Source organism: Streptomyces sp. NBC_01384 (assembly GCF_045040035.1).
Lineage (GTDB): Bacteria > Actinomycetota > Actinomycetes > Streptomycetales > Streptomycetaceae > Streptomyces.
The window spans coordinates 8,261,344-8,274,944 of record NZ_CP109559.1; the positions used below are offsets into that span (position 1 = coordinate 8,261,344).

Consider the following 13,601-nt stretch of genomic DNA (forward strand, 5'->3'; position numbering starts at 1 on the left):
ACGAACTGACATCGCGCCAGGTAAGTGCTCAGACGTCGGCGGACCCGCGCGCCATCGAGTCCACGAGGCCCGACAGCCCCAGCACCACCACGACCGCTTCGACGAACATGGAAGCCAGCCCCAGCGGTTCCAGCCAGTTGCCGATGTCGTCCATGGCCCCCGGGAGACCGACGCTCCGGTTGACCACGTAACCGAGGAGTACGGCGGCGGCGAGCACGGTCGCGGCCAGCCAGGCCCGGCGGTCATGACGCCGCATCAGATACTCGGCGACCGCCACGCCGGCGACGATGAGCAGGATGTACGCGGCTCCGAGGTAGGGGGTCTCCTTGAGTTTGCCGGGCAGATCGAGCAAGTGGATCAGGGCGATGCCCAGGAGGCCGAGTGCCGTTACCGCGCGTCTCGCAGGCTCGTCCTGGCGGCTGGGCTCGATGGCCCGGGACGCGCCGACTTCGGTGCGAATCGCCATGGTCGACGTCCTTCCTTCGTGGGGGGATTGGGTACAGAACGCTGTGGTCCAGGCGGTGCCGCGTGCGGGCACATCGTCCCGAGCGGGGGTTGGTGCGGCAAGGCCAAAATCTGTCATGTACGCCGCGACTTCTGGCGGTGGCGGGCTGGACGAACAAGGCGTTTCATTCCCTCACCGGCGTGGTCATCGACCCGTCCGGCAACGTATGGGTCGCCAACAAAACGCCGGCGGTGATGTCGTAAGGCTCCCAGCTCGTCGAAAGCTGCACCGGTCTGCCGTCGGCCAGGAACTCGTACGTCGTCCGGGCGCACAGGTAGCCCTCGGTGATGCCGAGCCGCGCCGCGATGTCCGCCGAGCTCTTCACCGCCGCAGCCGGCCAGCACCGACTCTCCCGGCCCGCCGGTGTCTCGGCGTCCGCCCTTCCGATCTCCGTGGGTACCGCACTCTCCGTGATTGCCAGACTCCTGGCCAGGCAATCACCTGGCCCAGGATCTTGACACCGCCCATGGCTCGCGCGCGGGTGAGCCTGGTCACGACGCTCTCGGCAACTACTACGCACGGTCGTGGACCACAACTCCCACCGGCGCCCGAGAAACCGGCACGGACGCCGAGCCTCGCTACGGTCGTGGGTCGTAGCAGGGCGGTTGTCGCTGGGTGGGGTACGGGCTAACGATGGGCCGTGTCGTGCAGTGCCGCCGGTGCCACACTCCCGGCGGTGCGCTTCCCCGGCGTGGGCATTCGGAATCCCGATCCGGCCCCGCCACGGCCTGGCTGCGTGACCCGAGCACAAGGAAGGACGTGCCCCATGTCCAGCGTTGCTCTGCTCGCCGATCCTGCGGTCGGCGCCGCGTCGGCCGGAGCGGCCGGCCGGATGATGGCCTTCCTGGACGACTTCGCCGGCGTCTTCACCCTGCTCTCACTGACTGCCGTGGTGACCTGCGGACTCGCCGCCACCGACCGGCTGGTGCTGACTCCCCGACTGCGGGTGGCCATGCAGTCGGTGCACCGGGCGAGCGCCGTCGCGGCGCTCGGCTTCCTGGTCACCCACATCGCGGTCAAGGTCGTCGAGCGGCACGCCGCTGCGCAGACCGCGGTGGTCCCCTTCACCGGCGGCGCCGCTCTCGCGGTGAGCCTGGGCACCATCGCCGCCGACCTGCTCGTCCTGATCACGGCTACCGGCGTGCTCCGCGGTCGGTTCGCCGGCAGCCGCCGCCCCTGGCTGTGGCGGGTGCTGCACTCGATGGCGTACGTCTGCTGGCCGATCTCACTGGCGCACGGGCTGACGGCGGGGCGCAAGGCGCACGCGTGGGTGCTCTGGGGCTACGGCCTGTGCGCGGCCCTGGTGGCGCTCGCGCTGTTGGTCCGTGCCCTTTCCTGCCTGGGCCGCCGCCGGACCCTGAGCCGGCGTCGTCGCGGCGCCAAGGCGTACCGGCCCGCTGCTGTCCGCCCGGCCGCGCTGGCCGCCCTGTCCACGCGGTCCGCCCGGCCCAGCACCGGCGCCCGCCCGATCGCCTGGGCCGCCCGGCCCGCGCCACCGACGACGGCTCGCCGGTCCGCACAGAGTGCCGGCCTGCCCAGACAGCCCAAGCACGCCGCGAGACCAGGGCCCCGGCCGCTCTACCTGGCCCAGCCGGGAGGCAGCGAGTGAAGCACGCCCCGCTGAAGCTGCCCGAGGTGCGCCGGCTGGATTCGGCCCGGCTGACCGCCGGCCTGGACCGCCACCAGCGCCTGGATCTCGCCGCCCATACCCGTGTCCACCCGCCGCTCCTCCAACCGGGCCGGGACGGTCTGCTCGCCCTGGCCGAAGCCGTCGACCTGTCCGGCCGCGGCGGCGCCGGCTTCCCGTTCGCCCGCAAGGCCCGGGCCACGCTCGCCACCGCCGACCGCACCGGCGCGCCGCCGGTCATCGTGGTGAACGGCGCGGAGGGCGAACCGGCCAGCGCCAAGGACAAGATGCTGCTTGGCCGCGCGCCGCATCTGGTACTGGACGGCGCCTGCCTGGCCGCGGCCGCGTTCGGCGCCGAGGAGATCGTGATCGGCGTCGCCGCGGGCAGCCCCGGCGAGATATCGGTCCCGGCCGCCCTCGCCGAGCGCGAACTTCCCTGCCCGGCCCGCACCATATGCCTGCCCGAACGCTTCGTCTCCGGCGAATCCGGGGCCCTGATCCGTGGCATCAACGGTCTGCCGGTGGCACCGGCGCCGCTGAAGGCCCGCGCGGCCGAAGGGGGAACGGGCGGGGTGCGTCGCCGTCCGACGCTGCTCTCCAACGCCGAGACCTGGGCCCAACTCGCCGTCGCGGCCCGGCTCGGACCCGACGCCTACGCCGCCGTCGGCACCGCCGCCGAACCCGGCACGGTCCTGCTCACCGTCAACCGGCCGGGCGCCGACCCGCTGGTGGTCGAGGTTCCGACCGGCACCCGGCTGGGCCCGGTACTGGACGCCTGCGGCCTCCAGCCGGGCGCCGGCGTGCTGGTGGGCGGCTACCACGGCGCCTGGCTGCACCCGTCGGACGCCATCGACGCGCCGCTCTCCCGCGCCGGGCTCGCCGGACTCGGCGGAACCCTTGGCGCGGGCGCGATCGTCACGCTCCCCGACGACACCTGCCCGCTCGGCGAGATCGCCCAGGTCGCGGCCTGGCTGGCGGCCGAGTCCGCCGGCCAGTGCGGACCGTGCAAGCGCGGCCTGCCCGAGGCCGCCGAGGCCCTGGCCGTGCTGGCCGACGGTACTGCCGAGCCCGCGGTGCTGGAGGACGTCCGGCGTGCCCTTGTCACTGCCCGGGACGGTGGCGCCTGCTCGCACCCGGACGGCACGGCCCGCTTCCTGCTCACCGCGCTGGAGGTCTTCTCCGAGGACGTCGCCGCCCACCTGTCCGGCCCCGGCTGCGGCCGTCCCGTGCGCGGCGCACTGCCCCTCCCGCCTGCGAAGGGCGCCCGGCTGGAGGTGGACTGGTCCCGCTGCACCGGCCACGGTCTCTGCGCCGTGCTGGCCCCCGACCTCATTCGCCTCGGACCGCACGGCTATCCCACCTCCACCACCATCCCGGTCGCCCCCTGGCAGGAGCACGGCGCCCGCCGCGCCGTCAACCAGTGCCCGGCCCTGGCAGTGCGTCTCCAGCATCGCGTGTGACTCCTCCCGTGAGGCCCCCTCGCGGCTGCTGGCGCCAGCGCTGTGGCGAGCACTGGCGTTTCCGGCCGTCTCCGCCGGCATCTACGGGTGGCCGATGGACGACGCCGCCCGGATCGCCGTGGAGACGGTACGGGCAACGGAGACGGCGGTCGAGGAGGTCACGTCCGTCCTCTTCGACGACCGGGCATTCGAGGCGTTCGCCAGGCAAGCCCGCTGACGAAAGGCATGGTTCGGCTTCGTGCGGCGGTGGCTGCGAACAACCGTATCCATAGGTTCCCGACGGCCCCGACGGATACACCGTCAAGGTCTCGGGAGGGACTACATGCGGTCTAGTCGAGCCGGGAGACCTGATAGTGGCTGATGCACCAGTCCTCCTCCACCCGCCGCACCAGAACACTGAGGTTGACGCCGATGGTGGGCCGGTCGGTGAAGGAGAAATCGACGTCCAGGTAACCGAGTACGAGATCGTCGGCAGGGCGTCTGGTTTCGAGAATCCGGTACGCGGCCGTCAGGCCGAGGGGCTGGGAGTCGTAGTAGGCCGCGACGCCCGGTCTTCCGACGCTGTAGGGGTGCAGTCCTTGGAAGATCGCGTCTTCGGTGAACCGGGCGGCGACCTCCTCCGGTTCGTGCGCGTCGACGGCGGCCTTCCAGCGGTCGAGGACGCCGCGCAGGATGGCTTCACTGTCCGTCGTGCTGTTCGTCTTGTTCATCGGGGTTCTCCCCTCGTTTCGTCGTGTTCCTTCAGTGGCCGGCGCTCATGCCGCCGTCGACGTGGAGGATCTCGCCGGTGACGAACGGCGCGTTCTCCAGGTAGATCACGGCGTCGACGATGTCGCTCTGCTCGCCCATCCGGCCGACCGGATGCAGGGCGTCGAGTGAGGCGTGGGTCTCCTCGGGGTGCATGGGCGTCTTGATGGTGCCCGGTGCGACGGCGTTGGTGCGGATGCCGCGCGTGGCGTACTCGATGGCGAGGGACTTGGTGGCGGACTGCAGGCCGCCCTTGGTCAACGAGGCGAGTACGGAGGGGACGCGGGAGTCGGCGTTGTCGACCAGGCTGGTGGTGACGTTGACGATATGGCCGCCGCCCTGGGCGAGCATGTGCTCGATGGCCAGCTGGGTGATGCGGAAGAAGCCGGCGAGGTTCACACCGATCATGGTGGCGTAGTCGTCCGGGGTGTAGTCGGTGAAGGGCTTGGCGACGAAGACGCCCGCGTTGTTGACCAGGGTGTCGATACGGCCGAACTGCTCGACGCCGGCGGCGATGACGCGTTCGGCGGTGGCGGGGTCGGCGATGTCGCCCTGGACGGTCAGGACGCCCGCGTCGTGGGAGGGTGCGATGGTGCGCGAGGTGGCGACGACGGCGTAGCCGAGCTTGCGATAGGCCTCGACGAGACCGGCGCCGATGCCCTGCGAGGCGCCGGTGATGACTGCGACCTTCTGGTCCTGAGAGCTCATGATGATCTTCTCCGGGGTGAGGTGGTGCTGATGGGTGGTGGGTTCTTCGACCGTTCTACTAGCCGACCGGTCGACTATTAGGACCGTAAGCGGCTCGACGAGAAGAGTCAAAGGTCAACAGGGCCCCGCTCAGGACCGGGTTCCTCCCTGCTGGTAGGCGCAGCCTCCCAGCCCAGGTCGGCGGGTCGGCGCCGGACGGCGCCTAGGGCCTGTCCGGCGGATCATGCCGCAGACGCGGGGCTTGGCACGCCCATCTGCGGCGTTGTCGTCGGTTGCCGACGCTCCGCGTCGTCGCCCTCCTCCGCCTTGCAGCTGGACGCACCAAGCCCCGCTCGCCAGCGTCGATGAGGCACCGCCCGTTTCCTGCGACCTGATCCGCCGGACAGGCCCTAGCGCCGGTGCGGGTCCCCGGCGGGCAGCCAGGTGTCCTGGGCGTGGATTCCCAGGTCGCTCACGCCGTCGCAGAGGGCGTCGATGACGGCGAGGACGGCGGGGCGGTCCTCGTCCGCGCGCCAGACCACCGACCAGGTCCAGTAGATCTTCGGTGCGACGACCGGGCGCCGGACCAGGTCGGGTGGCAGGGGGGTGGTCTGGCCCTTGGGGGAGTTGACGACCGGGCGGGGGCTGCGGCGAACGTGGTCGAAGAACGCGGGTCCGGTGATGCCGCCGTCGGAGATGCGGACCGCGCGGGCCCCGGTGTCCTCGGCCAGTAGTTCGGCGTAGACGTTCCATGACGACCAGGAAGTGGTGTCGCCGTCGAGGAGCACGGCGGTGTCCCGGGCGGCCACGTCGCTCGTGTCGTCACCGGTGGCAACGGCGTAGAGCCGGTCGGCGCCTATGAGCCGGGCGTGCAGGCCACGTTGTTCAAGGTCCTCGGTCCGCACCCAGCACACCGCGAGGTCCAGGCCGCCGGCGGCGACCCGGGCGGCCTGGGTGTGCGAGGGCGCGACCCACGCGTCGATGTGGAGTTGCGCCACCGTCGCGGTGCGGGCGGTCAGGTCCGCCGGGAGCCAGTTGACGTAGCCCAGCCGTACCGGCTCCGATCCGGACAGCCGGCCGGCGCGCCGCTGGAGGTCGTCGGCCCGTTCGAGCAGGGCGCGGGTGTGGGGGAGCAGGGCCGAACCGGCGGGGGTGAGGGACACCGAGCGGCGGTCGCGATCGAACAGCTGTACCCCAAGGTCGCGTTCGAGTGCCTTGATCTGCTGTGACAGGGAAGGGCCCGCGATCAGCAGCCGCTCGGCGGCCCGGCCGAAGTTCAGTTCCTCGGCGACGGCGACGAAGTACCGCAGTTGGCGCAACTCCACGGTCGTCATGCTACGTCGCTACAAGGCCCCGCCTCCCAGCAGGGAGGAAGCCGGTCGTGGCGCCGTCCCCGCAGGCGGGCGGAGGATCAAGGGTATGGAAGCCCGACGGCGGATGGCCGCAGCGACCCTCGGCGGCCCTCGGCAGACGGATTGAGCCGACCGGCTTCCGGTACGTCGGCCACCGTCCGGCCCGCCCGCGGCGACCGGGCCCCTTCATCCCACGCGCCACCGTCACCACCCGCGGCGTTCCGGTCCTCGCCGGACGTCCCCACCGAGCGGAGCAGGACCATGCGAGAGTTCCTGGTCGAGATCACCACCACCGTCCCCGAGGGCACCAGCCAGGACGAGGTCGACCGGCGGCGCGCCGCCGAAGCCGTCCGCGCCCGGGAACTGGCCGCCACCGAAAACCTCGCGCGGCTGTGGCGCCCGGTCGGTGAGCTGCGCAGCATCGGCATCTGGCGGGCCACCGACGAGGCCGAGCTGCACGAGAAGGTCCTCGGCACGCTGCCGCTGCGCCCCTGGATGACCCTCACCGTCACCGCGCTCGAGTCCCACCCCAACGACCCCGGCCGGACCGTCACCACGCAGTGACGGCACACCCCCCCGTTCCCCCCACCGCGCAGTGCCCGCGGCGGTGAGCCGTGCCCTCCGCGGTCCTGTTCGGCGCGACCTTGATCGGCGTCAGCACGGTCACCCTTTCCGCAGCGGCCCACCTGCGGTTCCCGCGCTCCGTCGCGCTCCTGACCGCCGGATACTCCGTCGGCCAGATCCTCGGCCCCCTGGTCGTCGCGCCCCTGCTCCGCCACGGCTACCGGCAGGCCCTGATCCTGGCCGCCGTCGTGGTTCTCGCGGCGGCTGTGGCCGCCGCCGTGCTGCGCATCGGCTTCCCGCACCACATGGTGGAAGTGCCACAGGCCGCCCCGGGACGACGGGCCGCTCCGGTACGACGGGCCGCTCCGGTACGACGGGCCGCTCCGGTACGACGGGCCGCTCCGGTACGTCGGACGGCGCCTGTACGACCGTCCGCCCAGGTACGCCGGTCCGCACCGGCGGAAATCGCCCCGGACCCGGGCCGCCATCGATGCCTCTGACGTGGAGCCGGTCATGACCACAGCACAGGATCTGTTGATCACCGCCCTGGACGCCGAGCCCGGCCGTGCCGTCGAGCAGGGTGACCTCTCGCTGGCCCTCGCGGGAGCCGAACTGGTGGACCTCATCGACGCCCAGGCCCTCACCCTGGAGGGTGACCACATCGTGCCCGGCGCGGAGTGGACCTTGGGCGACCGTCTGTTGGACGGGGCGGTGTCGTCGCTCGTCCGGCAGGCGCCGTACGAGTCCGTCGAGGACTGGCTGTGGCGCCGGGGCCGCGGTCTGTCCGAGGCCTATCACGCGGAGTTGGAGTCGGAAGGACAGGTCACCCGGCGGCGCCACCGCTGGAACCCGCTCGGGACCGGCCGAGCGGAGTGGGCCGACTCACCGGCTCGTCACCGTGCGACCGACCGCCGGACGTCGGGCGAGCCCGTCCTCGCCGTCCTCGCGGCCGCGGTGGGCATCCACGACGAACCGACCGAAGAAGTGGCGGACCTCGTCGACGACGCGGTCGTGACCGTGCTGGCCGCCGTCCACCACGCGGTCACGGAACTGGACGCCGTACGGCAGCGGCGCAGCATCGAGCAGGCGGCTTTCGACAACATCTGGCGAGGCCAGTGAAGGCCGAAAACAAGAGAAGACGAGAAATCTAGAGAAAGCCCGAAATCAAGAAAGGTGAACGTCATCGACAGGCGCACATTTTCCGGGATTCTCACCGTAGGGACAACCGGAGCCACACTGCCGACGCCTCCGGTGACCTCGGCGACCTCGGTGTCGGCGGGCACCGGCGGTGAAAAGCCCGAACGTGCCGCAGGAAGCCCCCGAAGCCTTCGCCGAAGCCGTGGTCGACGTCGACGTTTTCTGAACGGCATTCCAACTGCGGCATTCCAGCAGGCATCAGGCGCCGGCCACGGCCTCCCGCAGGGCCCGCGAGCTCTTCACCCGACTGCCCGTGACCGCCCGCGCCGCCCGCGCCACTCACGTCCATGCCCTGGCATCCCTGACCCGGCCGCCGTCCTGAACCACGCGCCGCCTGGTAGTGGGAGCTCCTGGACACGTGATCACGCGTTCAGGATGTGTTCAGGTTGCGACTGCCAGGTTGATCAACATGGTGCTCAGGCGTGCGCGACACTGAGCCATTGGACACGCGCCCTCCCTCGGCCGTGGCCACTGGGGGGACGTCGATGCACCCCCCCAGGAGAAAAAAATTGGATAGGACAGAACTCATCGCCGATGTCGGGGTCGCCGACCCCGGCACCTCCGTGATGAAGAAGCTGCCGGAAGTGACCCTGGCGTTCTGGGTCATGAAGATCGCCGCGACGACGCTCGGCGAGACAGCGGGCGACCTCTTCGCGCAGACCCTCAAGCTGGGCTACTTCCTCACCACCGTCCTGCTGTTCCTGGTCTTCGTGGTCACGCTGGTCGTGCAGCTCAGGTCGCGACGCTACAACCCCTTCTTCTACTGGACCGTGATCCTGTCCACCAGCATGGCGGGCACCACGATGTCCGACTTCATGAACCGTGACGCCAGCGCCAAGTACCTCTCCAACGGGGCCACTTCGCTGGGCTGGGGACCGCAGGGGCTGGGACTCGGGTATCCCGCGGGTGCCGCGATCCTGATCTCAATGCTGGTCGTGATCTTTGCCGTCTGGAAGGTCAGCGGGATGACGTTCGTCATCCGCGACATCGTGACCTTCCGGGCCGAGGCCCTCTTCTGGGCGGCGATCCTCGTGTCGAACACCCTCGGCACCTCGATGGGCGACTTCCTGTCGGACAGCTCCGGGCTCGGTTACGCGGGTGGCGCGCTGCTCGTCTCCGGGCTGCTCGCGGTCCTTGTCGCGCTGATGCGCGTACCCGTCGTGCCTAACGTGCTGCTGTTCTGGATCGCGTTCGTGCTCACCCGCCCGCTCGGCGCGACGGCCGGCGACTTCCTCACCAAGCCCACCGCCAAGGGCGGTCTCGACCTCGGAACGGTGGGCTCGTCGGCCGTGCTGCTCGCGGTGCTCCTCGGCCTCATGGGCTACGCCCACCTGCAGGAGCGCAAGACGCTCGCCGCCTGAGATCTGCGGCCTGCCGGGTGCTAGCCCGGCAGGCTCTCGCCGAGCAGGCGAAGCAGATCGCCGGTGGCGTCCAGCGCGCCGAGCGCGGGCAGGGCGCCGAGGACGAGGACGGCCACGCCGATGGGCCACAGGTTCGGCGGCGGGGCCGTCTGCAGGGCGGCGATCCGTCGGATGACCGCGTGTTCGGAGAAGCTCAGGGCGCAGCCCGGCCGGGCCCGCTGCGCGACGAGCGCGGCCCGGGCCAGGGCGCGGGCGGTGGTACGGCGGTCCCCGACTCTCCGCGCGGCTTCCTCGTCGGCCCAGCGTTCCACCAGGAAGGTGACGGTGGTGCGCACCGGCGCGAGTACCGGGTTGGCCGCGGCGGCCAGGGTCACCGCGGTCGACAGCGCCGAGTGGCGGTGGGCGAGATGGGCGCGCTCATGGGCCAGCAGGACGCGCCGCTCCGCCGGATCCAGCGCGCCGAGCATGGCGGCCGTGACCAGAATCCGGCCCGGCGTACCGGGGATCGCGAAGGCCCGGGGCGTCGAGGACGCGGCGACGATGAGCTCGCTGTCGGGCGGGTGCCCCTCGCACATCCGCTGCAGGACGCGGCGGGTGGCGTAGTGGGCACGCAGGGCGCGGACGAGCCGGAAGGCGATCAGCCACAGGAGCGTGATCGCGGCGACGGCGATCGCCACCGGGACCGGGTCGGGCAGCCGCCGGCCGTCCTCGCCTGCTTCCGTCGCCACGTGCGGCGCCTCGTTGACCAGGGTGGCGGCGAGCAGCAGCAGCGCCCAGGTGGAGGCCGTCGCGGTCAGTACGGCGGCGATGGTGAGGACGCGGGCGGCCAACGCCGGGGAGACCCTGAGACCCACCTGCGGTGCGACCGCCGTCAGCAGCAGCGGCAGGAAGAGGGGGAGGTAGACGTCGATCCTCACATCCCGCTCCCCCCGAGGAGGTCCCGCAGGGCCTCTTCCTCCTGGGGGCTCAGTCCGGTGACGAACTGCTGGAGGGCCGCGATCGGATCGGGGCCGCGGTCCAGCGCCTCGTGCATGGCCTCGGCGGTCAGCTCGGCGGCGTTCTTGGCGGGCCGGTACGCGCCACGCCGGCCGTTGACGTCCCGCAGGACCAGACCCTTGTCGTACAGGCGTTTGAGGATGGTGTGGACGGTGTTGTAGGCGAGATTGCCGCCGATCTCGCCCTGGATGTCGGCGGGGGTGAGGGCCTCGTCGGTGGCCCAGAGGGTGGCGAGGACTTCGCTCTCCAACTCGCCGGCGCTGCGCCGTTCCGCCCTGCCGTGGGGGCCTGTGCCAGCCATGATCGCCACCTTACAGCGTGTAGGGGTGCGGGGGGTGGTGAGGGCGTACGGGGGCGCCCTCCCGCCCGCGCGAGCGTGCGCCGCCCCGGGTGGCGCGCAGGGGCGCATCCCGGGCTGCACCCTCACTCAATTCACGGTAATTTGACGGTGTTTTGCGCAACTCCCTCCTTCACCCTACGTCTTGTAGGGTGAGGAACCCTACAGAATGTAGGGCGAACCCTACAGAATGTAGGGCGAAGGGTGGACGATGGCCAAGACTTTGAACCTTCCGCTCGTCGGCGCCGCTCGCCGCAGCCCGCCGTCGACGCGGCGCACCTTCAGACGCCCGCACGGTCAGCAGTGGCTGGCCGTGGTCGCGGGCGCCTTCACGGTGGCCCAACTGATCCTCGTGCGACCGGGCATGGGCCTCGGCTGGGACGAGACCGTCTACGTCAGCCAGGTCAGCTCGCACGCCCCCGCCGCCTTCTTCAGCGCGCCGCGCGCCCGCGGGGTCCCGCTGCTGGTGGCGCCGATCGCCTCGTGGTCGTCGTCCACGGCGCTGCTGAGGGTCTATCTGGCGGTGCTGTCCGGACTCGGCCTCTTCCTGGCGCTGCGCGTCTGGCGCGGACTGTTCCCCATACGGGTGCTGGCCTCGGCGGGCGCCCTGTTCGCCACCCTCTGGGTGACCCTCTTCTACGGCCCGCAGGCCATGCCCAACTACTGGGTCGCGATCGGCGCGCTGGCCTGCGTCGGCTGCTTTCTGCGCGCCCAGGCCGACCGCTTCGACCGGGCGGCGCTGTGGGGCGTGGGCCTGAGCGCCGCGCTGATGGCGTGGATGCGGCCCACCGACGCGGTCTATGTGAGCCTGCCGCTGCTCGTCCTCGTCGTGAGCGTACGCCGCTGGCGGCGCCCGAGACTGCTGGTCGCGCTCGTCGCCGGCCTGGTGGCCGGCGCCGGCGAGTGGGTCATCGAGGCTTACGTGAGCTACGGCGGCCTGGCCCAGCGGCTCTCCGACGGCTCCGAGATCCAGGGCGGCCTGGGCTGGAACATCGCCATCGGCGACCAGATGCGCAGCCTGGGCGGGCGCGTTCTCTGCCGTCCCTGCACCGGAGCGATGCCGGCCCCGCCGGTGATGCTGTGGTGGTTCGCGCTGCCCGTGGTCGCCGCCCTCGGAGCGGTCATCGCCGTCAAGGCCCGGCGCGGGGTGACCACCCTGCTGCTCCTGGCCTGCGCCGCCACGGCCGGCATCCCGTACCTGTTCATGATCGGATACGCCGCGCCGCGCTTCCTGCTGCCCGTCTACATCCTGCTGTCCATCCCGGTCGCCGACGCCCTCGTCCACCTGGTGACCGCGCCGAGCCGGGCCTGGCGGCCGGTGGCCGTCACTCTGCTGGCGGTCGGCCTCGCCGGGCATCTCGCGGTGCAGTTCGTCGTGCTGGAGCACACCGTGCACAGCACCACCGTCTCCCACCAGGACTGGGCCGACGCCGCGACGGAGCTGCACAGGCTGGGTGTGCGGCCGCCCTGCATGCTGACCGGCTACGACGGCGTCCCGGTCGCCTTCTACGCCGGATGCTCCTCCGTCGACACCAGCGGCCACAACGCCAACACCACCACCGGCGCCATCGTGCGGGCCGGGCAGCGGATCCCGGTCGGCGTGCTGACCACGCCGGGAGGCAAGCCGCCCGCGTACGCTCGCACGTGGCCGGCGCATCGCGTCGGCCGTCTGATGGTGTACGTCGCCCCCGCCGTCCAGGGAGGCCGAACGGCATGACCCCCCTTGCGCCGCCCGGCGCCCCGACGATGACCGGTGTCCCGACAACGACCGGTGTCCCGACAACGACCGCGAGCAGGCGGGTCTCCCTGCAGGCCGCGGTGACACTCGCCATGGTGGTGTGCGCCGTGTACATCGCGCGGCGCCACTGGCCGGTGATCGTGACCGGCGCGAGACGGCTGGCCGTCGCCGACCGCGGCTGGCTGCTGGTGGCGGCCGCGGCCACCGTGGCGACCTGGGGGTGTTCGGCGCTCGCCCAGCAAGGGGCGGTCACCCGGCCGTTGCCCGCCGGGCGGCTGGTGGCCGTGCAGTTCGCGGCCTCCGCCGCCAACCACGTGCTGCCCGCGGGCCTCGGCGCGGGCGCGGTCAACCTGCGCTTCCTGACCCGGTGCGGGCTGTCGGTCGTCCGGTCGGCGACCGCGCTCGGGGTGAAGGCCACCGCGGGGGCCGTCTCGCGCGGCTGCCTGATCGCCGTGCTCGCGCTGGTCTGTCCTGGTCTGCTCCGGCTTCCGCACATCTCCGCGACGGTCGTCGCGATCGCGGTCGCCGTGGTGGGCACCGCCGTGGTGCTCCTGCGGGGCCCGCTGCGTCGCGCGCTGCGGGCCGTACTGGCGGACGTCCGCGCCGTGCACGAAGTCCCGGCGCGCGCGGCCGCGTTGTGGGGCGGCTCGCTGGCCTTCGCCTCGCTCCACGCCTCCGTGGTCGTCGCGGTCGCCCAGGCCCTCGACCTGCCGCTGCCACCGGCCCAGGTGGCGCTGGCCTACCTCGCAGCGAGCAGCGCCGCCGTGCTGCTGCCCACGCCCGGCGGAATCGGTTCCCTGGACGCCGCGCTGGTGTTGGCCCTCACCATGGCGGGGGCACCGGGCAGTGCGGCGGCGTCGGTGGTCCTCGGCTACCGGCTGCTGACGGTGTGGCTGCCGCTGGTGCCGGGGCTGGCGGCGCTTGCGGTGCTGGCGCGCCGCCAAGTGCTGTGAACCCAAGGGGAAGCTGAGGACCGCGCCCGTCGCCCGTCGTCCCGGAGCCCCGGAGGACCCCGCGAAACAGCAGGACA

Annotated in this window: 14 protein-coding genes and 2 pseudogenes; 9 read left to right on the top strand and 7 right to left on the bottom strand. The window is 71.9% G+C overall.

The window, feature by feature from the left end; translation table 11 throughout:
* Positions 1-28 precede the first annotated feature (28 nt).
* Both OG747_RS37985 and OG747_RS37990 read right to left on the bottom strand, forming a co-directional pair.
* On the bottom strand, positions 29-466 hold the full coding sequence (locus OG747_RS37985; RefSeq protein ID WP_405883884.1) for a hypothetical protein: 438 nt from the start codon (positions 464-466) through the stop codon (positions 29-31).
* A 190-nt stretch (positions 467-656) separates the two neighbouring features.
* Positions 657-836, bottom strand: a pseudogene (locus OG747_RS37990) (GntR family transcriptional regulator); the annotation flags it as partial.
* Positions 837-1,271: 435 nt separating this feature from the next.
* Here OG747_RS37990 and OG747_RS37995 point away from each other — a divergent pair.
* The 3 genes from OG747_RS37995 to OG747_RS38005 all read left to right on the top strand — a co-directional run bounded on the left by OG747_RS37995 (position 1,272) and on the right by OG747_RS38005 (position 3,809).
* A complete protein-coding gene (locus OG747_RS37995) occupies positions 1,272-2,114 on the top strand; it encodes a hypothetical protein (protein ID WP_405883885.1) in 843 nt (280 codons plus the stop codon).
* Positions 2,111-3,592: an NADH-ubiquinone oxidoreductase-F iron-sulfur binding region domain-containing protein gene (locus OG747_RS38000; RefSeq protein WP_405883886.1), complete on the top strand. Its 1,482-nt coding sequence runs from the start codon at positions 2,111-2,113 to the stop codon at positions 3,590-3,592. Before OG747_RS37995 ends, OG747_RS38000 begins: the two co-directional genes overlap by 4 nt.
* Positions 3,593-3,686: 94 nt before the next feature.
* Positions 3,687-3,809 carry a hypothetical protein gene (locus OG747_RS38005; RefSeq protein ID WP_405883887.1) on the top strand — a complete coding sequence of 41 codons (123 nt, stop codon included), beginning with the start codon at positions 3,687-3,689 and terminating at the stop codon, positions 3,807-3,809.
* Positions 3,810-3,921: 112 nt separating this feature from the next.
* On the opposite strand, the gene OG747_RS38010 is transcribed toward OG747_RS38005, so the two are convergent.
* From OG747_RS38010 to OG747_RS38020, 3 genes are all read right to left on the bottom strand, one after another.
* A complete protein-coding gene (locus OG747_RS38010) occupies positions 3,922-4,302 on the bottom strand; it encodes a hypothetical protein (protein WP_405883888.1) in 381 nt (126 codons plus the stop codon).
* Between the two features lie 31 nt (positions 4,303-4,333).
* Positions 4,334-5,047: an SDR family NAD(P)-dependent oxidoreductase gene (locus tag OG747_RS38015; RefSeq protein ID WP_405883889.1), complete on the bottom strand. Its 714-nt coding sequence runs from the start codon at positions 5,045-5,047 to the stop codon at positions 4,334-4,336.
* 389 nt (positions 5,048-5,436) lie between these two features.
* A complete protein-coding gene (locus OG747_RS38020; protein WP_405883890.1) occupies positions 5,437-6,360 on the bottom strand; it encodes a LysR family transcriptional regulator in 924 nt (307 codons plus the stop codon).
* A gap of 279 nt (positions 6,361-6,639) precedes the next feature.
* Between OG747_RS38020 and OG747_RS38025 the strand changes: the two genes are divergently transcribed.
* From OG747_RS38025 to OG747_RS38040, 4 genes and pseudogenes are all read left to right on the top strand, one after another.
* Positions 6,640-6,942, top strand: a complete 303-nt coding sequence (locus tag OG747_RS38025) for a muconolactone Delta-isomerase family protein (RefSeq protein ID WP_405883891.1) — start codon at positions 6,640-6,642, stop codon at positions 6,940-6,942.
* A gap of 47 nt (positions 6,943-6,989) precedes the next feature.
* Positions 6,990-7,289: pseudogene (locus OG747_RS38030) on the top strand (MFS transporter); the annotation flags it as partial.
* 166 nt (positions 7,290-7,455) lie between these two features.
* Positions 7,456-8,061: a GPP34 family phosphoprotein gene (locus OG747_RS38035; RefSeq protein WP_405883892.1), complete on the top strand. Its 606-nt coding sequence runs from the start codon at positions 7,456-7,458 to the stop codon at positions 8,059-8,061.
* A gap of 587 nt (positions 8,062-8,648) precedes the next feature.
* Positions 8,649-9,500 (top strand): hypothetical protein, encoded by an 852-nt coding sequence (locus OG747_RS38040; protein ID WP_405883893.1) that lies wholly within the window; start codon positions 8,649-8,651, stop codon positions 9,498-9,500.
* 20 nt (positions 9,501-9,520) lie between these two features.
* On the opposite strand, the gene OG747_RS38045 is transcribed toward OG747_RS38040, so the two are convergent.
* Positions 9,521-10,417: a M56 family metallopeptidase gene (locus OG747_RS38045; protein WP_405883894.1), complete on the bottom strand. Its 897-nt coding sequence runs from the start codon at positions 10,415-10,417 to the stop codon at positions 9,521-9,523.
* Entirely contained in the window at positions 10,414-10,797 is a 384-nt protein-coding gene (locus OG747_RS38050) for a BlaI/MecI/CopY family transcriptional regulator (protein WP_405883895.1), read from the bottom strand. The genes OG747_RS38045 and OG747_RS38050 overlap by 4 nt, the downstream gene beginning before the upstream one ends.
* Before the next feature lie 247 nt (positions 10,798-11,044).
* On the opposite strand from OG747_RS38050, the gene OG747_RS38055 reads away from it, so the two are divergent.
* Together OG747_RS38055 and OG747_RS38060 are read left to right on the top strand one after the other, a co-directional pair.
* Positions 11,045-12,550: a hypothetical protein gene (locus tag OG747_RS38055; protein WP_405883896.1), complete on the top strand. Its 1,506-nt coding sequence runs from the start codon at positions 11,045-11,047 to the stop codon at positions 12,548-12,550.
* A 29-nt stretch (positions 12,551-12,579) separates the two neighbouring features.
* Entirely contained in the window at positions 12,580-13,524 is a 945-nt protein-coding gene (locus OG747_RS38060; RefSeq protein ID WP_405885909.1) for a YbhN family protein, read from the top strand.
* Positions 13,525-13,601: the final 77 nt, after the last annotated feature.

Bases quoted from the DNA above. Each gene is read 5' to 3' on its own strand.
- OG747_RS38005 (WP_405883887.1), top strand. From the start codon at position 3,687: ATGGACGACGCCGCCCGGATCGCCGTGGAGACGGTACGGGCAACGGAG.
- OG747_RS38035 (WP_405883892.1), top strand. From the start codon at position 7,456: ATGACCACAGCACAGGATCTGTTGATCACCGCCCTGGACGCCGAGCCC.
- OG747_RS38010 (WP_405883888.1), bottom strand. From the start codon at position 4,302: ATGAACAAGACGAACAGCACGACGGACAGTGAAGCCATCCTGCGCGGC.
- OG747_RS38015 (WP_405883889.1), bottom strand. From the start codon at position 5,047: ATGAGCTCTCAGGACCAGAAGGTCGCAGTCATCACCGGCGCCTCGCAG.
- OG747_RS38055 (WP_405883896.1), top strand. From the start codon at position 11,045: ATGGCCAAGACTTTGAACCTTCCGCTCGTCGGCGCCGCTCGCCGCAGC.
- OG747_RS38020 (WP_405883890.1), bottom strand. From the start codon at position 6,360: ATGACGACCGTGGAGTTGCGCCAACTGCGGTACTTCGTCGCCGTCGCC.
- OG747_RS38025 (WP_405883891.1), top strand. From the start codon at position 6,640: ATGCGAGAGTTCCTGGTCGAGATCACCACCACCGTCCCCGAGGGCACC.
- OG747_RS38060 (WP_405885909.1), top strand. From the start codon at position 12,580: ATGACCGGTGTCCCGACAACGACCGGTGTCCCGACAACGACCGCGAGC.
- OG747_RS38050 (WP_405883895.1), bottom strand. From the start codon at position 10,797: ATGGCTGGCACAGGCCCCCACGGCAGGGCGGAACGGCGCAGCGCCGGC.
- OG747_RS37995 (WP_405883885.1), top strand. From the start codon at position 1,272: ATGTCCAGCGTTGCTCTGCTCGCCGATCCTGCGGTCGGCGCCGCGTCG.
- OG747_RS37985 (WP_405883884.1), bottom strand. From the start codon at position 466: ATGGCGATTCGCACCGAAGTCGGCGCGTCCCGGGCCATCGAGCCCAGC.